The 19,837-nt window shown below is 70.4% G+C and carries 16 protein-coding genes; all 16 read right to left on the minus strand.

Features of this window, described 5'->3' with window-relative positions; genetic code table 11:
- Positions 1–6 precede the first annotated feature (6 nt).
- Positions 7–495: a peptide-methionine (R)-S-oxide reductase MsrB gene (msrB, locus tag VGN74_RS06700; protein WP_327446580.1), complete on the minus strand. Its 489-nt coding sequence runs from the start codon at positions 493–495 to the stop codon at positions 7–9.
- 39 nt (positions 496–534) lie between these two features.
- Positions 535–1,491, minus strand: coding sequence for an L-threonylcarbamoyladenylate synthase (locus VGN74_RS06705; RefSeq protein WP_327446581.1), 957 nt, complete (start codon positions 1,489–1,491; stop codon positions 535–537).
- A 102-nt stretch (positions 1,492–1,593) separates the two neighbouring features.
- Positions 1,594–2,184 carry a DUF4142 domain-containing protein gene (locus tag VGN74_RS06710; RefSeq protein WP_327446582.1) on the minus strand — a complete coding sequence of 197 codons (591 nt, stop codon included), beginning with the start codon at positions 2,182–2,184 and terminating at the stop codon, positions 1,594–1,596.
- Between the two features lie 66 nt (positions 2,185–2,250).
- Entirely contained in the window at positions 2,251–5,706 is a 3,456-nt protein-coding gene (gene dnaE / locus VGN74_RS06715; RefSeq protein ID WP_327446583.1) for a DNA polymerase III subunit alpha, read from the minus strand.
- A 1,137-nt stretch (positions 5,707–6,843) separates the two neighbouring features.
- Entirely contained in the window at positions 6,844–7,551 is a 708-nt protein-coding gene (locus VGN74_RS06720) for an ABC transporter ATP-binding protein (protein WP_327446584.1), read from the minus strand.
- Positions 7,544–8,818 (minus strand): lipoprotein-releasing ABC transporter permease subunit, encoded by a 1,275-nt coding sequence (locus VGN74_RS06725; protein WP_327446585.1) that lies wholly within the window; start codon positions 8,816–8,818, stop codon positions 7,544–7,546. The genes VGN74_RS06720 and VGN74_RS06725 overlap by 8 nt, the downstream gene beginning before the upstream one ends.
- 166 nt (positions 8,819–8,984) lie before the next feature.
- On the minus strand, positions 8,985–10,301 hold the full coding sequence (gene proS, locus VGN74_RS06730; protein ID WP_327446586.1) for a proline--tRNA ligase: 1,317 nt from the start codon (positions 10,299–10,301) through the stop codon (positions 8,985–8,987).
- 99 nt (positions 10,302–10,400) lie between these two features.
- Positions 10,401–10,652: a DUF1467 family protein gene (locus tag VGN74_RS06735; RefSeq protein ID WP_327446587.1), complete on the minus strand. Its 252-nt coding sequence runs from the start codon at positions 10,650–10,652 to the stop codon at positions 10,401–10,403.
- Complete coding sequence (gene mce / locus VGN74_RS06740) at positions 10,652–11,077, minus strand: methylmalonyl-CoA epimerase (RefSeq protein WP_327446588.1); 426 nt, start codon at positions 11,075–11,077, stop codon at positions 10,652–10,654. The genes VGN74_RS06735 and mce overlap by 1 nt, the downstream gene beginning before the upstream one ends.
- Positions 11,074–12,033: a hypothetical protein gene (locus tag VGN74_RS06745; RefSeq protein WP_327446589.1), complete on the minus strand. Its 960-nt coding sequence runs from the start codon at positions 12,031–12,033 to the stop codon at positions 11,074–11,076. Before VGN74_RS06745 ends, mce begins: the two co-directional genes overlap by 4 nt.
- Positions 12,033–13,646: a M20/M25/M40 family metallo-hydrolase gene (locus tag VGN74_RS06750; RefSeq protein WP_327446590.1), complete on the minus strand. Its 1,614-nt coding sequence runs from the start codon at positions 13,644–13,646 to the stop codon at positions 12,033–12,035. The genes VGN74_RS06745 and VGN74_RS06750 overlap by 1 nt, the downstream gene beginning before the upstream one ends.
- Positions 13,647–13,716: 70 nt before the next feature.
- Positions 13,717–15,390, minus strand: a complete 1,674-nt coding sequence (locus VGN74_RS06755) for a ribonuclease J (protein WP_327446591.1) — start codon at positions 15,388–15,390, stop codon at positions 13,717–13,719.
- A complete protein-coding gene (locus VGN74_RS06760; RefSeq protein ID WP_327446687.1) occupies positions 15,387–16,169 on the minus strand; it encodes a type III pantothenate kinase in 783 nt (260 codons plus the stop codon). Before VGN74_RS06760 ends, VGN74_RS06755 begins: the two co-directional genes overlap by 4 nt.
- Positions 16,166–16,912, minus strand: a complete 747-nt coding sequence (locus VGN74_RS06765) for a biotin--[acetyl-CoA-carboxylase] ligase (protein ID WP_327446592.1) — start codon at positions 16,910–16,912, stop codon at positions 16,166–16,168. The genes VGN74_RS06760 and VGN74_RS06765 overlap by 4 nt, the downstream gene beginning before the upstream one ends.
- Positions 16,909–18,345: an NADH-quinone oxidoreductase subunit NuoN gene (gene nuoN, locus VGN74_RS06770; protein WP_327446593.1), complete on the minus strand. Its 1,437-nt coding sequence runs from the start codon at positions 18,343–18,345 to the stop codon at positions 16,909–16,911. Before nuoN ends, VGN74_RS06765 begins: the two co-directional genes overlap by 4 nt.
- A 6-nt stretch (positions 18,346–18,351) precedes the next feature.
- Positions 18,352–19,833, minus strand: coding sequence for an NADH-quinone oxidoreductase subunit M (locus VGN74_RS06775; RefSeq protein ID WP_327446594.1), 1,482 nt, complete (start codon positions 19,831–19,833; stop codon positions 18,352–18,354).
- Positions 19,834–19,837 lie beyond the last annotated feature (4 nt).

A 19,837-nucleotide genomic window follows, 5' to 3' on the forward strand; every position in this document is an offset into this window, starting at 1 on the left:
CGACGCTCACGCCGGCCGGAAGGTCAGCGCCAGGCCGTTGTTGCAGTAGCGCAGGCCGGTCGGACGCGGCCCGTCGTTGAAGACATGCCCCTGATGACCCAGACAGCGGGCGCAGTGGTACTCCCGGCGCGGGATGCCGATCAGATAGTCGATCTTGGTGCCGATGTTGGCCTCCATGACCCGCCAGAAGCTGGGCCAGCCGGTGCCGCTGTCGTATTTCCAGTCCGAGCGGAACAGCGGCAGGTCGCAGCCGCGGCAGACATAGACCCCGCGCCGGGTCTCATCGTTGAGGGGCGAGCTGTAAGGCCGTTCGGTCGCCTCGTGGCGCAGCACGCGCCAGGCGGGGTCGCCCAGCCGGCGTCGCCACTCCGCGTCGGAGATGCGCCTGAAGGGGTCGGCGGCGTAGCGGCCGGTGTTGGCGTCTGCGGCCTGGGGTCCGCAGGCGGCGAGGGTCAGGGCGGCGGAGCCGAGGATCAGGCGGCGGCGATCGAACATGGCCATGTCTCCAGCTACGCTGCGGGGCCCGCTGTGGTTTCAGCCGATCTTGCCGGCGGCGCGCGCGAGGCGGTCGTTGATCGCCTCGCCCAGACCGGCGTGGGGCACCGGGGCGACGGCGATCCCGGCCGGACCGGCGGCGTCGGCGCGGCGCAGCAGACGGAACAGGTTGGCCGCCGCCTCCCGCAGGTCGCCGGACGGGCTCAGGCTCCAGGCCGGATCCCCGACGCCGGGGCCGAAGCCGAGAAGGATCTCGCCGGGGCGGGCCGTCCCCGCCTCCAGCCGGACCGGCGCATCCGGGGCGTAGTGGCGGGTCAGCCGGCCCGGCGAGCGATGCCCCTCCCCCGCCTCCGTCAATGGCCCCACCACGGCAGCCAGCTCCTCGCGGGTCACGGCGCCGGGACGCAACAGGGCCACCCCGCCGTCGAGCACGGAGACGACCGTGCTCTCGACCCCGACCGCGCAGGGGCCGCCATCCAGGGCGGCTGCGACCTCGGCCCCGGTCTCGGCCAGGGCATCCTCGAAGGTGGTCGGGCTGGGCCGGCCCGAGCGGTTGGCGGACGGGGCCACGACCGGGCCGCCGAAGGACGCCAGGAGCCCGCGCGCCAGCGCATGCCCCGGCACGCGCACGGCGACGGTGTCGAGACCGGCGCGGGCGAGGTCGCACACGGCGTCCGGCCGTGCAGGCAGGACAAGCGTCAGCGGTCCCGGCCAGAAGGCCTCGGCGAGACGGCGCGCGCGGGCGTCGAACACGGCCACCCGCTCGGCGGCCGCGGCGTCGGCGACATGGGCGATCAGGGGATTGAAGCGCGGCCGGCCCTTGGCCTCGAAGATGCGCGCCACAGCCTCGGGCCGCGTCGCGTCGGCGGCAAGCCCATACACGGTCTCGGTGGGCAGCAGCACCAGGTCGCCGCGCTGCAGCGCCGCAGCGGCGGCCGTCACATCCGCCGCACGTTGGTCCGCCCGCGCCTCATCGGTCCCGTTCAGGCCGCCCATGACTCTCCGCCGTGCCCCGCACCTCCGGGGCTCAGGGCATCTGCACCCCGCGCCGCAACCTTGGCAAGGTCAGCGCCGCGGGGCCAGAGGGTGACGACTCGGTCAGCGCGCCGTGTCGAGCGCCTCGGCGCGCTCGAGGTGCGCGCGGATCCTCGGCAGAACCGCGGTGGCGTGCTGCGCCAGGGCCGTGGCGTCCCGGTTGTCGGCAAAGCCCTCATGCAGGGTCACGGCCTCCCGGTGCGCGGCCACCTGCTGGTCGATCCAGACGCCGTCGAAGGCCTCGGCCGAGGCATCGCGGAGATTGTCCAGCATCCCCTGGCGTCGCTCGTCGAGCTCGGCCGGGACCTCAAGCGTCGTCCCACCCGGGCCCTGGGTCTGGCCCGCCGCGGCGCGCAGGCGTTCGCTCGCCGCCGTGTGGTCGGTGCGGATCATCTCGGCCAGCTGGCGCACCTCGGCGTTCCGGCTGCGCTCGAGGGCGATCTCCGCCGCCCGGATCTCGTACAGATCGCCCATGGCGGCGTTCTCCACATAGCCCTCCGCCGAATTGGCCCCGAGCGTGGCGGCCGACATCTGGCCGACCGGCACGGAGGCGGCGTCCTGGACGGCGTTCACGGGGTCCTGGTCCGCGCGGTTGTCACCGCAGGCGGCGAGGAGAAGGGCCGAGGTCGAGGCGGCCAGCAGCAGTCGGGTCATGGAGGGGTCTCCCTTGTGGATGTCGCCCGCCAACCGCGACATTCCGTCAAGGTTCCCGCCGCGACCTCAGGCGTCTTCCAGCATCAGCACCCCGGGCGCGGCCTTCAGCGCCCCGCGCAGGGCCCCGTCCAGCCGGTAACGACCGGGCAACTTCAGCTCGACCTCACGGCGGCCGTCCAGCGAGGCGACCAGCGAGACCGTGCCGCCCTTGCTCTCGGCTTTCGCCCGCTCGAGCCGCGCACGGATCGAGTCCGGGTCGGTCCCCCGCGCCGAGACATGGACCCTGAGCCCCGCCCCGGTGTCGTCGAGCACAGCATCCATGCGACTGACGTCGTCGCCGAAGAAGCGCACCTCCCCGTCGGCAGCCTTGGCCCGAACCTTGACCAGCACCGAGGCCCCCGGCTCCAGCAGGTCGCGGCAGCGGCGCAGCGAGTCCGGGGTGAACAGGCACTCGAACTCGCCCGTCGGGTCGGAGAAGGCGACGAAGGCGAACTTCTCGCCGGTGCGGGCGCTGGTGCGCTCCTGCTTGCGGCGGATCACCCCGGCCATCTGGAAGGCCTCGTGCCCCTGCTCGGCCCGGACCACGGCCTCGGCCACGAAGGTCACACGCTTGCGCCGCAGCTGGCTCTCGAGGTCCTCCAACGGGTGGCCGGACAGGTAGAAGCCCACCGCCGACAGTTCCTGGTCCAGCCGTTCCGGCCCGACCCAGGGCTCGACCGGCTTGAGGCGCGGCCGGGCAGCATGGGCCTGGTCGGCGCCGAACAGGCTGACCTGGGACGAGGCGCGCTCGGCCGCCACGCTCTGGCAGTAGGCCATCAGCACATCGGCCTGCTCGACCAGCTGGCGGCGGTTGGGATGGATGGAGTCGAAGGCGCCCGCCCGGGCGAGGTTCTCCAGCGCCCGCTTGTTGACCGCGCGCGGATCGACCCGCTCGAGGAAGTCGAAGATGTCGGCGAACGGCCCGCCGGTCTGGCGCACCTCGACCACATGCCGCATGGCCTCGAGCCCGACGTTGCGGATGGCCCCGAGGGCGTAGAGCACGGCCCCCTCGCCTGCCTCGTCATACGCCACGTCGAAGTCGGCCGAGGCGCGGTTGACGTCCGGGGCGATCACCTTGACCCCGAAGCGCCGGGCGTCCTGGTAGAACACCGCCAGCTTGTCGGTGTTGGACAGGTCGAGGCTCATGGAGGCGGCCATGAACTCGACGGGATGGTTGGCCTTGAGCCAGCCGGTCTGGAAGCTGATCAGCGCATAGGCGGCGGCGTGCGACTTGTTGAAGCCGTAGCCGGCGAACTTGGCCACCAGGTCGAAGATGCCGCCGGACTGGGCCTCCGGCACCCCCTTTTCCGACGCGCCCTTGATGAAGCGGGCGCGCTGGAAATCCATCTCCTCCTTCTTCTTCTTGCCCATCGCCCGGCGCAGCAGGTCGGCCTCGCCGAGGCTGTAGCCGGCCAGGATCTGGGCGATCTGCATCACCTGCTCCTGGTAGATGATGACGCCGTAGGTCTCCTTCAGCACCTCGGTCAGCGACGGGTGCAGATAGTCGATCTCCGCCCGGCCGAACTTCCGGTCGATGTAGGTGTCGATCATCTCCATCGGCCCGGGCCGGTAGAGCGAGATCAGGGCGGTGATCTCCTCGATCGACCCGCAGCGCATCTTGCGCAGGGTGTCGCGCATGCCCTGGGATTCCAGCTGGAACACCCCGACCGTCTGGCCCGAGGCCATCAGCTCGTAGGTGCGGGCGTCATCGAGCGGCAGGCCGTTCCAGTCCGGGGCCAGCCCGCGCCGCTCCAGATACGCTCGCGCACGGTCCAGCACGGTGAGCGTCTTCAGGCCGAGGAAGTCGAACTTCACCAGCCCGGCGGGCTCGACCCACTTCATGTTGAACTGGGTGGCCGGCAGCTCGGAGCGCGGATCCTTGTACAGCGGGCACAGCTCGACCAGCGGCCGGTCGCCGATCACCACCCCGGCGGCGTGGGTCGAGGCGTTGCGGTACAGCCCCTCCAGCTCCAGCGCCGTCGACAGCAGGTGCGCCACCGCCGGCTCGGCGTCGCGCGCCTCCTTCAGGCGCGGCTCGATGTCGATGGCCTGGGCCAGGGTCACCGGATTGGCGGGGTTGGCCGGCACCATCTTGGCCAGCCGGTCGACCTGGCCCAGCGGCATCTGCAGCACCCGGCCGACGTCGCGCAGCACGGCCCGCGCCTGCAGGGTGCCGAAGGTGATGATCTGCGCCACCCGGTCCCGGCCGTAGCGCTGCTGCACGTAGGCGATCACCTCCTCGCGCCGCTCCTGGCAGAAGTCGACGTCGAAGTCGGGCATCGACACCCGCTCCGGATTGAGGAAGCGCTCGAACAGCAGGCCGAACCGCAGCGGGTCGAGGTCGGTGATGGTCAGGGCCCAGGCTACCAGCGAGCCGGCCCCCGAGCCCCGCCCCGGCCCCACCGGAATGCCGTTCAGCTTGGCCCATTTGATGAAGTCCGACACGATCAGGAAGTAGCCCGGGAACCCCATCTGCTGGATGATCCCGACCTCCCACTCGAGGCGTTCGAAATAGGTCTCGGCCGGGGCCACCGGCTCGACCTGGGTCAGGCGCGCCTTCAGCCCCTCGCGGGCCTGGTGCAGCAGCTCCTCGCCCTCGGTGCGGCCCGCCCCGGTGTCGAAGCGCGGCAGGATCGGCTTGCGCGTCTCGACCATGAAGGCGGTGCGCCGGGCGATCTCCAGCGTGGAGTCGCAGGCCTCGGGCAGGTCGGCGAACAGCCGGCGCATGGCGGCGGCGTCCTTGAACCAGTGCTGGTCGGTGATGCGGCGCCGATCGTCCTGGCCGGTGAAGGCCCCGTCGGCGATGCACAGCAGGGCGTCGTGGCTCCGCGCCTGCTCCGGCTTCGCATAGTGGACGTCGTTGGTGGCCACCAGCGGCACGTCATGGGCGTAGGCGAAGCCGACCAGCCCGGCCTCGACCGCGGCCTCGCCGGGCGCGCCATGGCGCTGAAGCTCGACATAGAAGCGGTCGCCAAAGGCCGCCTGCATGGCCGCCAGCGCCGCCCGGGCCTCGTCGCCCCGCCCTTGCGCGAACAGGGGATCGACCGGGCCATCCGGGCCGCCGGACAGCAGGATCAGCCCCTCGGCATGGGCCGCCACCTGATCCCAGGCCACGCCCGGCTCGCCGGTCTCGTCCGCGGCCATGTAGGCGGCGGTCGACAACGCCGACAGGTTGAGCCAGCCGGTCTCGTCCTGCACCACCAGACAGACGGTCGGCATGCGCGCCCAGCGCGCCTCGATGCGGCCGCCGATCCCCGTCACCGGCAGGGCGCAGGCGATCACCGGCTGCACCCCGGCGTCGCGCGCCGCCTGGCTGAACTCCAGCGCGCCGCACAGATTGGCGCGGTCCGCCACCCCCACCGCCGGCATGCCGTGGTCAGCCGCCAGCCGGCCGATCTTGCCGGCCTTGATGGCGCCTTCCAGCAGCGAATAGGCGCTGCGCACGCGCAGGTGGACGAAACCCTCGGCCATACTGGTCTTCATTCCCGTCCGGCGACAGGCCGGGCCCCCACCCTATCGCGCGCCGCCGATTCGCGGGCCAGCGGCGGGCAGCAAGGAGCTGTGGACAGGGGGGAGTCGGGAGCTGGTAGGGGTAGGCGGCAGGGTCGGATGCGCCCCCGCTCCACGACTCCCTCCCCCTCAAGGGGGGAGGGTCGGGGTGGGGGTGGGAGCGCCGCCGCTGACAGAGAAGGCGCACGCGGCGCTCCGGCAAAGATCACCCGCGCCGCGCCAACGGTCCCGCCTCCCGCGCCACGTCCGGCGCCGTGGCAGGCCCACCCCATCCCCTGCCCCTTCCCCCTCGAGGAGAAGGGGAAAGCGGATCACCTCAGGCCGCAGTGGCCAGCAGGGCCGCGTGCCACACCATCCAGACAAAGCCGCCGCACGACGCCAGCGACATCAGATCCCGAGCCCAGCGACGCATGTTGAACCTCCCGACGCTTGTTCCGGGAATGTTCTATGTTGGCATTTTGTTCCCGTCAAGGTAGGTTGGCTGGGTGGACTTGCGGAGGATACATTCCGTGTTGAGTTGGGAATCGCGCCTGCCGAGGCGCATCTTTGGTCCTCGCAGGTGCTCTTCACGGTCGGCAGCCACAGCGACCCGGCGGATATTGCTTGCCTGTCTGTCGCCCATCCTGTTGGCGGCTACCGCCTGCGCCTCCGAACGTGAGGTTGCGTCTTGCGGGTTACTGTTCCAGGAGCCACGAGGTGGAGCGGATGCGTTAGCTGCAGGCTTGACGGTTGAGTACGCGCCGGTCGGCGGGAGGGACGTTCTAACGCTGTGGCTTTGCAGTGCCCACGAGTGCATGCCTGCAGTGAGAGTGCGCGATCAATCGGGGCTGTCTTTCAGATGGCAATCCGACGGTGTTTTGTCCGTCGCTACCTTCAGTCAGGAACCCGAACTTCTACGAGGCGCGGCGTATTTCAGTCAGGAAATCGTTCTGGAAAACGAGCGGGATGGCTCTCTGGAGTTGGAGTCGAAGCTGCCCGGCACCGGTCAGATTGGTGGCTTCAGGCATAGCCGATGCGTGTTCGGCAAATCGCCTAGCTTCGCTGGCCGCGCAATTCTAGGCGAGTAAGTCTTGGGCTGATGCCTTGCAGGGCGTCGGAGCGCGCCGAAGCTCAGTATGCTCTCCCCTCCGCCGGGCGCTCCTCCAGATGGCCGTCGCGCAGGGCGAACACCCGGTCCATGTGGCCGGCCAGCTCCATGTTGTGGGTGGCGATCAGGGCGGCGACGCCGGTCTCGCGCACGGCGGCCTGAAGGGCCTCGAACACGGCCTGGCTGGTGGCCGGGTCGAGGTTGCCGGTCGGCTCGTCGGCCAGCAGCAGCCGCGGCCGGTTGGCCAGGGCGCGGGCCAGGGCGACGCGCTGCTGCTCGCCGCCGGACATCTGCGCCGGCTGGTGCAGGGCCCGGTCCTTCAGCCCCAGCGTCTCCAGCAGGGCCTCGGCGCGGGCCTGCGCCTCGCGCGCGGGCACGCCGCCGATGCGCATCGGCAGGGCCACATTATCGCGCGCGTCGAACTCGGGCAGCAGGTGGTGGAACTGGTAGACGAAGCCGATCTTGCCCAGCCGCAGACGGGTGCGGGCGCGCTCGTCGAGGCTGCCGACCGCCTCGCCCTCGATCAGGATCTCGCCGGACGTCGGCCGTTCCAGCAGGCCGGCGGCGTGCAGCAGGGACGACTTGCCCGAGCCCGACGGCCCGATCAGGCCGACGATCTCGCCGGGAAAGATGTCGAGGTCGACGCCCTTCAGCACCGTCAGCCCGCCGCGGGCGGTGGCGTAGGTGCGGGTCACGCCACGCAGGGACAGGACAGGGGCGCGCTCACTCATAGCGAAGGGCCTCCACCGGATCGAGGCGGCTGGCCCGCCAGGAGGGCGGCAGGCTGGCGACGCAGGACATCAGCAGGGACCAGAACACCACCCAGGCGACGTCGATCGGGTCGACGAGGGCCGGCACCCGCGGCAGCAGATAGACCTCGGAGTTGAACACGCTGGCCCCGGTCAGGGCCTCGATGGCCGCCTGGATCGAGCCGACGTTCCAGCAGAACAGCAGGCCGAGGATGACCCCGGCGATCGTCCCGCCGATGCCGATGGCGGCCCCCGCGAGGAAGAACACCCGCAGGATGGCCGAGGGGCTGGCCCCGATGGTGCGCAGGATGGCGATGTCGCGGCCCTTGTTCTTCACCAGCATGACGATGCCGCTGATGATGTTCATGGCGGCGATGGCCACGACGAGGCTGAGGATGATGCTCATGGCCACGCGCTCGACCTTCAGCGCCTCCCAGAAGGCCGCCGAGCGGTCGCGCCAGTCGGTGACCACGGCGCGCGGGCCGGCCGCCTGGCGCACCGGCGCGACGAGCTCGCCGACCCGGTCGGGATCATCGACCTTCATCTCGATGACGTCGATCAGGCCGTCCTTGCCGAAGAAGATCTGGGCCTGCTCCAGCGGCATCAGGATGAAGGCGCGGTCGTAGTCGGCCATGCCGGCGGTGAAGGTGGCGCTGACCACATAGGTCTTCTCGACCGGGCCGAGCGAGCCCAGCGCCGAGCCGCCGCCGGTCAGCGAATAGATGGTCAGCGGGTCGCCCGGGCGGAGGCCGAGGCTGTCGGCCAGGGCCTGGCCGATGATCACCCCGTCGCCGCCGAAACGGCCCGACCCGAAGGCGGCGAGGGCCTCGGCCGGAACGCTCTCCTGCAGGAAGGGCTGGGCCCGTACGTCCTCGGGCGTCATGCCGCGCACGATGGCGCCCAGCACCTGGCCGCGGGCGCGGATCGCGGTCTGGTTCTCGACCATGGGCGTGGCCGAGGCGACGCCGGGCACGGCGCGGATGCGCGCCAGCACCTCGTCGCGGTCCGGCCCGTTGATGGCCTCGCCCTGCACATACATGTGCCCGTTGAAGTCGAGGATCCGGCCCATCAGCTCGGCGCGGAAACCGCCCATGATGCTCATCACGCTGATCAGCACCGCCACGGCCAGCATGATGCCGACGAAGCTGATGATGGCGATCAGGGCGACCCCGCCCTCACGGCGTTTGGCCCGCAGGTAGCGCAGGGCCAGCCCCAGCTCCCAGGCCGAAAACGCGCCGGCGGGCGTCATGCGCGCCTCTCCTTGCAAGACGCGGCGCAAGAACCCCTCCACCCCTTCGGGGTCCCCCTCCCCACTCCGTGGGGAGGAAAGGCGCTCTCCTCCCCATGCAATGGGGCGGTGGATCGACGGCGAAGCCGGCGAGACGGAGGGGCGAGCAACACCACGACGTCCGCCCTCATCCGATCAGCCTTGCGAGAGCGTCTTCCAGCGGCAGGGACGTCTTCTCGCCGGTGGCCCGGCGCTTCAGCTCGACCACGCCGTCGGCCAGGCCCTTGGGCCCGATCACCAGCTGCCAGGGGGTGCCGATCAGGTCCGCGGTGGCGAACTTGCCGCCCGGACGCTCGTCGGTGTCGTCGTAGAGCACCTCCAGCCCGGCGGCCTCGAGCCGCGCCAGGGCGTCCTCGCAGGCGGCGGCGACGTTGGGATCGTCGGGCCGCAGGCTGATCAGCTGCACGTCGAACGGGGCCACCGCGTCCGGCCAGATGATGCCGCCGGCGTCGTGGCTGGCCTCGATGATGGCGCCCAGCAGGCGCGACACGCCGACGCCGTAGCTGCCCATGTGCACCTCGGTGTCCTGGCCGTCCGGCCCGGCCACCTTCGCCTTCATCGGGGCGGAATACTTGGTGCCGAAGTAGAAGATGTGCCCGACCTCGATGCCGCGGGCGGTGAGCCGGTCATCCGCCGGCGTCTCGGTCTCGAAACGGCCGGCGTCGTGCATCTCCTCGGTCGCGGCGTACATCGAGGTGCGCTCGTCGACGATCGCCTGCAGGTCGTTCCAGTCGACGTCGCCGCCGGGAGCCGGCATCTCGACAAGCCGCCGGTCGCAGAACACCTGACTCTCGCCCGTATCGGCCAGGACGATGAACTCGTGGCTCAGGTCGCCACCGATCGGGCCGGTATCTGCGCGCATCGGGACCGCCTTCAGCCCCATGCGGGCGAAGGTGTTCAGATAGGCCACGAACATGCGGTTGTAGGCCTTGCGCGCCGAGGCCTCGTCGAGATCGAAGGAATAGGCGTCCTTCATCAGGAACTCGCGGCCGCGCATCACGCCGAAGCGCGGGCGGCGCTCGTCGCGGAACTTCCACTGGATGTGGAAGAGGTTCAGCGGCAGCGCCTTGTAGCTCTTCACATAGGCCCGGAAGATGTCGGTGATCATCTCCTCGTTGGTCGGACCGTAGAGCAGCTCGCGCTCGTGCCGGTCGGTGATGCGCAGCATCTCCGGGCCGTAGGCGTCGTAGCGTCCCGACTCGCGCCACAGGTCAGCCAGCTGCAGGGTCGGCATCAGCAGCTCGACGGCCCCCGCGCGCACCTGTTCCTCGCGCACGATCTGCTCGATCCGCTTCAGCACCCGCAGGCCCAGCGGCAGCCAGGCGTAGATTCCGGCGGCCTCCTGGCGGATCAGCCCGGCCCGCAGCATCAGCTGGTGCGAGACGATCTGGGCGTCCGAGGGCGCCTCTTTCAGCGTGGGCAGGAAGTAGCGCGACAGGCGCATGCGATCTCTCGGGCAGGCAGGAACGGGCCTCCCGTTTAGCCGGGAGGTCGGGGCGAAAGCTAGGCGGTCGTGCAGGCAATCCGCCGTCGGCGGACCGGATCAGCCGATTTCCGGCAGCGGGATCAGGCCGGTGGCGAGGATGACCATGATGCCGGCCCAGACGATGCCGGAGACCCAGGTCGTGGTCAGGAACTTCTGCTTCAGCTTCGGATCCGCCGGAGCGCCCCACTGGCTGCCGTCGGTGGGGCGCTCGAGGTCCTTCTGCTCCATGCCCAGCGGCAGGACGGCGAACAGCACCACCCACCAGCAGACGATGTAGATCGCGACCGCGGTAAACCAGCCCACCGGCATCAGTGCGTCTCCCCTTTCGGCGTTTCCATCAGTTCGACCAGCACGCCGCCCATGTCCTTCGGGTGCAGGAAGAGGATCGGCGTGCCGTGCGCGCCGATGCGCGGCTCGCCCGTCCCGAGGATGGTCACCCCGCGCGCCCTGAGCGCGTCGCGGGCGGCGAGGATATCCTCGACCTCGAAGCAGACATGGTGCTGACCGCCCTTCGGGTTCTTCGCCAGGAAGCCGTGGATCGGGCTGTCCTCGCCCAGCGGCTCGATCAGCTCGATCTGGCTGTTGGGCACATCGACGAAGCAGACGCGCACCCCCTGCGCCGGCAGGTCGAACGGCGCGCCGTAAACCTTGCCGCCGAGCAGGTCGCGATAAAGCTTCAGGCTGTCGTCGATGGACGGGGTGGCGACCCCGACATGGTTGAGACGTCCGATCATGGCACCGCCGTAGCGCGCGCCTCGTCCCCTGTCGATGCGGTCTCCAGGTCGCAGTCGGCGCCGAACCCCGGCGCGCGCAGCGCCAGCAGCATGGACGACCGTCGTCCGTCGCTGATGTCGCCGGAGGCCTCGAGGATGCAGCCGATCACGGTGTTGGAGTTGGGGGCCAGCAGGCCGTAGCGGATCTGCAACCGCTCCAGCGCCGCCCGCGCGGCCTCGAGACTGGCCACCACGTCGCGCTTGTCTGCCGGATCGGTGACGATCCGGGTCATCTCGTGCAGGGCCTGACCGGAGCTGGGGAAGTCGTAGGCGTCGTAGTCGAACGGGACCATCTCCGCACGCAGGTGGTCCCCGTCGACGCCGCTCACGCCCAGCTTGTCGACCGTGCTGGCGGAGAAGGCCACCGCCCCACCCTCCCGAGGCACCACGAGGATGTAGGCGTGGCGCGGGAACAGCAGATAGTGGGCCAGATACTTGGTCACCGGCACGAACGGCAGGCCGTCCGGGCCAAGGGCATGGGCCCCGACATAGACCCCGGGCGGCACGGTGCGGGCGTCGATCCGGCCGAAGCGCCGCAGGATATGGTCGGCCAGGGCGTGGTCGAACAGGAACTCGCCGTCCCGAGCCTGCGTCTCCAGATAGGCGCGGATGGCGGCGGCGGTCGGCCGGGGGCCCAGCTCCGGATAGACGTCGGCGAAGGCGGCGTCGCTGACCGCCTGCCCGTCCAGCGGACTGTGCCACAGGGCCTTGAGCTCATGGACCATCCGCCCTGCAGGATCGTCGCCACGGAAGGTCGACAGGCTGAGCGCGAGATTCACCGCGGCGAACAGGCCCACCAGCCCGGCCAACGCCTGGCCGGCGATCACCGCCGCGCGCCGCCACCCCGTCCAAGGATGACGCGCGCGACGGAGGCGGTCGAGCAGCCGGCGACCCAGCGCTCGACCGGTCCCGGACATCAGGGCGCGAACGGATCGCTGGCCGTCGGACGGGTCGGCAGCGGCATGCGCGGCAGCGGCTCGTCGGCGTTGGCGGCGGTCAGCAGCAGCCCGGCCAGCACCACGGCGGCCTGACGCAGGTCCTCGGGCTTCAGCTTGTCATAGCTGTCGAGCGAGGTGTGGTGCAGGCGGCTGGAGTAGTCGAGCGGGTCCTGGATGAACTGGAAGCCCGGCACGCCCACGGTCTGCATGTAGACGTGGTCCGTACCGCCGGAGTTGCGCAGCGACACCGTGGTCGCGCCCAGCCCGTGGAACGGCTCCAGCCAGCGCTCGAACACCGCGGCCGCGGCGACATTGCCCTCGACATTGATGCCACGAATGCGGCCCGAGCCGTTATCGAAGTTGAAGTAGGCGACGAGGTCGTCATGGCCCTCGCGCGGCTGGATCGGCCAGCGGGCGCGCCAGGTCCGGCTGGACGGCAGGGCGTCCAGCTCGGCGTCCCCGAGCGGCGCGCGCGTGGCGAGGTGCCGCTCGACATAGGCGAACGAGCCATGAAGCCCCTGCTCTTCCCCGTTCCACAGGGCGAAGCGGATGGTCCGGCGCGGGCGCACGTCGAGGGCGCGCAGGATGCGGGCGGCCTCCATCACCACGGCGGTGCCGGCGGCGTTGTCCACCGCCCCGTCCGAGGCCACCCAGCTGTCCATATGCGCCCCGGCCATGACGTACTCGCCATTGCGCGACGTCCCCGGAATGTCGGCCAGGATGTTGTAGGCGTTGACGTCCTCGTCGTGGAAACGGACGTCGCTCATCATCTCCACGACCGGCTCGGCCCCGGCGACGACGAGACGGACGAGCCGGCGATAGTCCTCGGCGGCGACCTCCATGCCCGGCAGCTGCGGCGTGCGCCCGGCGCTATGGGTGTAGCCGGCGCCATGCACCAGGCCGCCCTCGCGGTAGGACATGCGCATCCAGCCCAGCGCCCCTTCCTCCCTCAGGAAGGCGTCCATGCGCAGCGGGAAGTCGTCCCGGGCGCCGGTGCGCACGGCGCGCTCGGCCGCAGCGGGATTGTGGGTGGGCTGCACATAGGCGGTGCGTCCGGCCAGCTCCTCGTCGGTCCAGCGGCGGAAGGCCGGCTCGGTCGGATCGGTCGGCGGGGTCGGCTGGGTGATCAGCACGATCTTGCCCGCCAGCTTGCCGCGGTGGCGCTCGAAATCGGCCGCCGTCGTCATCGGCGCCAGCACGACCGGAGCCGAGATCACGCCGTTGGTGCCCGGCGTCCAGGCCACCGGGATGGCCCGCATGTCGATCGGACGCGGCGCGATCAGGCGCGCGTCGGAGGCGACGATCGACCAGCCGCGGCCGAACTCGAAGCCCTCGGCCCTGACGTTGGACAGGCCCCAGTCGCGGAACTGCTGCTGCGACCAGCGCTCGGCCTCGCGCATCTGCGGCGAGTTGGTCAGCCGGCCGCCGATCCGGTCGGTCAGATGGGCCGCCGTGGTCATGACCTCGGAGTGGTTCATGCCCTGGTCGAGGATGCGGTTGACCGCATCGAGATCGACCTCCTGGGCCGCCGCCGCGACAGGCGCCACGGCGAGCAGGGAAACGGCGGACAGAAGAACGGCAAGACGACGCATGACACCCCCGGAGAGAATCCTGAACAGGCCGGGGATAAGAGGCGAGCGCGTCGCCGGGCGCAATGGGCGATCAGAGGCGCAGGACGATCGTCTCCACGATCGGCCGGCGGTCCCAGATGCGCTGGCTGGCCTTTTTCAGGGCCCGGGCCACCGCCTGCTCGATCACCAGCTCGTCTTCCAGCGCCTCGCCCTTGAGGGCCTTGACCGCCTGCTCGGCGCGCTCGGCCAGCTCGTCGAGGGCGTCGCCCAGCGGGCTGTCGGCGTCGCCCGGCAGGCCGATGCCGCGCACGTCGATGTCCGAGACGATGCGGCCGCGCTTGTCGAGCGCGAAGCTGACGACCAGCACCCCGTTGGTCGAGGCGTGTCGACGCTCGCGGATCGCCTCCCCCTCCTCGCTGACCAGCCGCCCGCCGTCGACGTAGAGCCGGCCGGCCGGCACCTCGTCGATGACCTGCGCCGCCCCGGGCCACAGGCGCACCAGATCGCCGTTGCGCGGCGTCACCGTCTCCGGGATGCCGAGATCGCGGGCGAGGTTGGCGTGCTCCACGAGGAAACGCCGCACGCCGTGAGTCGGCACGGCGATCTTCGGGCGCACCCAGCGGTACATCTCGCGCAGCTCCTCGCGGCACGGGTGCCCTGACACGTGGATGCCCGGATGATCCTTTTCGGTGTAGAGCCGCACACCGCGGTCCGACAGCCGGTCCTGCAGGGCGCCGATCGACAGCTCGTTGCCGGGGATCACGCGCGACGAGAAGATGCAGTGGTCGCCCTTGCCGAGGCGGACGTAGGGGTGGGTGCCGTCAGCCACCCGCGACAGGGCGGCGCGCGGCTCCCCCTGGCTGCCGGTGCAGAGGTAGAGGATCTCGTCGGCCGGCCATTCCCGCGCCTGCTGGTCCGACAGGAAGGGCTGCAGGCCGGACAGCAGCCCGACCGACTTGGCCGCGGCGGCGATGCGGTGCATCGAGCGTCCGGCAAGGGCCACACGGCGGCCCGCCGCCTCGGCGGCGCGGCAGACGCTGTCCATGCGCGCCACGTTGGAGGCGAAACAGCCGACGGCGATTCGGCCCGACAGCGAGGCGATCAGCTTGCCCAGCGCCTCGCGCACCTCGCCCTCCGAGCCGGCGCGGCCCTCGACGAAGACGTTGGTGGAATCGCACACCATGGCCAGCACGCCCTCGTCGCCGAGCGCGCCCAGCGTGGCCGGATCGGTCACCGCCCCGGTGATCGGGTCGGGGTCCAGCTTCCAGTCGCCGGTATGCAGCACCAGCCCGGCCGGGGTGCGGATGGCGAGCCCGTTGGGCTCGGGGATGGAGTGGGCCAGGGTCACCAGTGTGATGTCGAACGGCCCGAGCTGGATGTTGCCGCCCAGCGGCACCTCGATGATCTCGACCTCGTCCAGCAGGCCCGCGTCCCGCAGCTTCTCGCGGATCAGGAAGGCGGTGAACGGCGTCGCATAGACCGGCGCCTTCATGCGCGGCCACAGCCACGACAGCGCCCCGATGTGGTCCTCGTGGGCGTGGGTCAGCACGATGCCGAGGATATCTTCCCCCTCGACAAAGGCCGGATCCGGCGTGATCACATCCACGCCCGGCGTGGAGAGGTCGCCGAAGGTCACGCCGACGTCGACCACGATCCACTGGCGCTTATGCTCCGGACCGAAGCCGTACAGGTTCAGGTTCATCCCGACCTCGTCCGAGCCGCCCAGCGGCAGGAAGACGAGTTCGTCAGTGTTTTTCTTGCTCATGTCGTCCCGATATGGGGGTTGCGTCGCCAGATTTCGAGCAGCCCGCGGATGGTCAGGTCCGGATCGAACCGGTCAATGCTGTCGGTGGCGCCCTCGAACAGGCTCACCACGCCGCCGGTGCCGATCACCGTCATGGGCCTGCCCCACTCGGCCTTGATGCGCGCCACCAGCCCCTCGATCAGGGCGATGTAGCCCCAGAACACGCCCGACTGCATGTTGCTGACGGTGTCCTTGCCGATCACCGTGGCGGGGCGCTGGATGGCGATCCGCGGCAGCATGGCCGCCGCCTCGTGCAAGGCCTGAAGGCTGAGATTGACGCCCGGGGCGATGATGCCGCCCTCGAAGGCGCCGTCAGCGGCCACCACATCGAAGGTGGTGGCAGTGCCGGAATCGATCACGATCAGATCGCCGGGATAGGTCAGGTGCGCGCCGATGGCGTTGACCAGCCGGTCGGCCCCGGCCTCGCTCGGCTTGGTGATGCGCACCGCGATGCCCAGCTCGACGTTCTCGCCGATGACCCGCGGCTCGACGCCCAGGTAGCGTCGCGACAGGTTGCGCAGGTTGAAGATCGACTGCGGCACGACGCTGGAGATGATGCAGCCCTTCAGGGACGCCAGCGACAGGCCGCGCATCGACAGCAGCTGGGTCAGCCAGACCGCATATTCGTCCGCGGTCCGGCTGGCCTCGGTGGCGCTGCGCCACTGGGCGATCCAGTCCTGCCCGTCATGGACGGCGAACAGCGTGTTGGTATTGCCCTGTTCGATCGCCAGCAGCATCAGGCGGCCTCCCCGAAGAACACATCCCCGGCCGAGATCAGGCGCAGGGCGCCGTCCTCAAGCCTCAGCCGCAGCGCCCCGTCAGGCGCGACCCCCTCGGCCGTGCCGCTGAGGGTCTCGCCGGGCAGGCGCGCCACGCACGGGCCGACCGGCCCGCCGGCCCGCGCCCGCCACGCCTCCAGCACCGGCTCGAAGCCATAGGTCTCCCAGCGCGCGGTCCAGACGTCGAAGGCCCCCGCCAGCACCTCCAGCGCCGCCTCCGGCGACGGCGCATAGGCCACATCCGGGCGCAGATGCGCGCGCAGGGCGGTCGCTGGCCGCTCCGTGCCCTCCGGGGCATGGGCGAGATTGACCCCGATCCCGACCGCCAGCCACAGGCCGCCGTCGGGGCGCGCGCCGGACTCCAGCAGGATGCCCGACGCCTTCAACCCTCCCAGGGTCACGTCATTGGGCCATTTGATCGCCACCGCGCCCGGCGCCGCGAAGGCGTCGAGCAGATCGGCGACGGCGAGGGCCGCAAGGAAGCTGGCCTGGGCCGCCTCCGCCGGCGGGCGCGCCGTCGTCAGCAGCAGGGTGGCGAACAGGTTGCCGGTGTCACTGGCCCACGGACGCCCGCGCCGGCCGCGGCCGGCGCTCTGACGCCGCGCCGCAAGCCAGACCGGCCCGGTCTCGCCGGCCTCGGCGCGACGGCGCGCCTCGGCGTTGGTCGAGTCGATCTCGTCGAACCAGAGCGCCGGGGTCGTCACCCGAGGCCCGCAGCGGCCACGCGGGTCAGGGGCTCGATCCAGGTCAGACCGACGATGACCAGCGGGAAGGCGAAGGCCGCGGCGGCCCAGGCCGTCCACTGGGCCTCGACGGGCGCCGGATCGGTCGCCGCCTGCTCGGGCGCCGGGTCGAACCACATCACCTTGATGATGCGCAGGTAGTAGAAGGCGGCCACGACCGAGGCCACCAGACCCGCCGCGGCGACCTGCCAGTAGCCGGCGTCCGCGGCCGCGCCGAAGACGTAGTACTTGCCCCAGAAGCCCGAGAACGGCGGCATGCCCAGCACCGACAGGGCCAGCACCGTCAGGGCGATGGCGGTCAGCGGCCGGGTGTGGCGCAAGCCGGCGAGGTCCTGAACCGTGCGCATCGGCCGGCCATTGCGCGACAGGCTGAGCAGGATGGCGAAGAAGCCGAACTGGTCGATGACGTACAACGTCATGAACACCAGCATGGCCTGCAGGCCCGCCTCGGTCCCGGCGACGATGGCCAGCAGGGCGTAGCCGATGTTGGCGATCGAGGAGTAGGCCAACAGGCGCTGCAGGTCCTTCTGCACCAGACCGCCGATGGCGCCAACGGCGAAGCTCATCAGACAGATCAGCACCAGCACCTGGGCCCACTGGCTGTGGGCGTCGCCGAAGCCGAGCTCCATGGTGCGCGCGAACAGCACCATGGCGGCGACCTTGGGGGCGGTGGCGAACAGGGCCACGACCGGGGTCGGCGCGCCCTCGTAGACGTCCGGCGTCCACATGTGGAACGGGGCCGCCGAGACCTTGAAGGCCAGACCGCAGATCAGGAACACCAGGCCGAAGATCAGGCCCGGGGCCGGGTCGGCCGTGGCCACCGCGGCGATGTCCTCGAAGCGCATGGAGCCGGCGAAACCGTAGATCAGGCTCGCCCCGTAGAGCAGCAGGCCCGACGACAGGGCGCCCAGCACGAAATACTTCAGGCCCGCTTCCGAGGCGCGCGCGTCGTCGCGGTGGAAGGCGGCCAGCACATAGAGCGCCAGCGAATGCAGCTCGACGCCGATGTAGAGCGAGATCAGGTCGCCGGACGAGGCCATCATGGCCATGCCGACGGCGGCCAGCACGATCAGGATCGGATACTCGAAGCGGGCGATGCGGGTGCGCTGCATCCAGCCGCCGCCGAGGACGATGGCCACGGCGCTGGCCAGATAGATCAGCACCTTGGCGTAGACGGCGAAGGGATCGGCGACGAAGGCGCCGTTGAAGGCGGCGCCCAGCGGCGCGTGGGCGACCACGGCGGCCCCGGCGATCAGCAGCGCCACCGACAGGATCGAGATCAGCCGGGCGGACTTCTCGCCGATAAAGGCGCCGAGCATCAGCAGCACCATCGCCCCGACGGCGAGGGTGATTTCCGAGGCGGCGAGCGGGAGGGCTTGGGACAGGTCAGGCATGGTCTCTCACCCGCCGATCGCGGCGCGATAGGTGGTCGTCAGGGCCTCGACCGAGGCGGCGGTGACATCCAGCACCAGACCGGGCTGCACGCCCAGCCACAGGGTGCCGAGGATCAGCGGGGCGAAGATCACCAGCTCGCGCGTGTCGATATCGGTGATGGTCTTCAGCTTCGGGTTCTCGATCTCGCCGAACATGACGTTGCGGTACAGCGTCAGGGCGTACATGGCCGAGACGATGACGCCGAGCGCGGCGACGAAGGCCGTCCAGGTCGAGACCTCGTAGGCCCCGGTCATGGTCAGGATCTCGCCGATGAAGCCCGAGGTGCCCGGCAGGCCGACATTGGCCATGGTGAACAGCAGGAAGATCGCCGCGTACCAGGGCATGCGGCTGGTCAGCCCGCCGTAGAAGGCGATCTCGCGGGTGTGCATGCGGTCGTAGACGACGCCGACGCAGAGGAAGAGCGCGCCCGAGATCAGGCCGTGGCTGATCATCTGGAACACGGCGCCCTGCACGCCCGTGTCGTTGGCGGCGAAGATGCCCATGGTGACGAAGCCCATGTGGGCCACCGACGAATAGGCGATCAGCTTCTTGATGTCGGTCTGCCGGAAGGCGACCAGCGAGGTGTAGACGATGGCGATCACCGACAGGGCGAACACCAGCGGCCGGAAGGTCTCCGACGCGTCCGGGAACATCGGCACATTGAACAGCAGGAAGCCGTAGCCGCCGAGCTTCAGCAGGATGCCGGCGAGGATCACCGACCCGGCGGTCGGCGCCTGAACGTGGGCGTCCGGCAGCCAGGTGTGCACCGGCCACATCGGCATCTTCACCGCGAAGGAGGCGAAGAAGGCCAGCCACAGCAGCGGCTGCACCGCCGGCGAGAAGGCGTAGGTCTTCAGCTCGGGGATGCTGGTGGTGCCGGTCTCGAAGGCCATCCACAGCATGGCCAGCAGCATCAGCACCGAGCCCAGCAGGGTGTAGAGGAAGAACTTGTAGGCCGCGTAGATCCGGTTTTGCCCGCCCCAGACGCCGATGATCAGGAACATCGGGACGAGGGTGCCCTCGAAGAAAATGTAGAACAGGAACAGGTCCAGCGCCGTGAAGACGCCGATCACCAGCGTCTCCAGCACGAGGAAGGCGACCATGTACTCGACCACCCGGTCCTTGATGGTGGTCCAGCTGGCCAGGATGCACAGCGGCATCAGGAAGGCCGTCAGCACCACGAACAGGATGGAGATGCCATCGACGCCGAGGTGATACTCCGCGCCCGCGAACCAGGCATGGCGCTCGACGAACTGGTAGGCCGGGTTCGAGGCGTCGAAGCCGGCCAGCATCACGCCCGAGACCCCGAGGGTCGCCAGGGTGGTCAGCAGGGTGATCCAGCGCGCCGCGCCGTCGGCGGCCCCGCCCTTGAGGGCGAAGCGCGCGGCCAGGACGAGGGCGACCCCGACCAGCGGCAGGAAGGTGACGATGCTCAGGATGTGAGGCACGGGA

The organism is Brevundimonas sp. (genome assembly GCF_035998205.1).
Taxonomy (GTDB): Bacteria; Pseudomonadota; Alphaproteobacteria; order Caulobacterales; family Caulobacteraceae; genus Brevundimonas.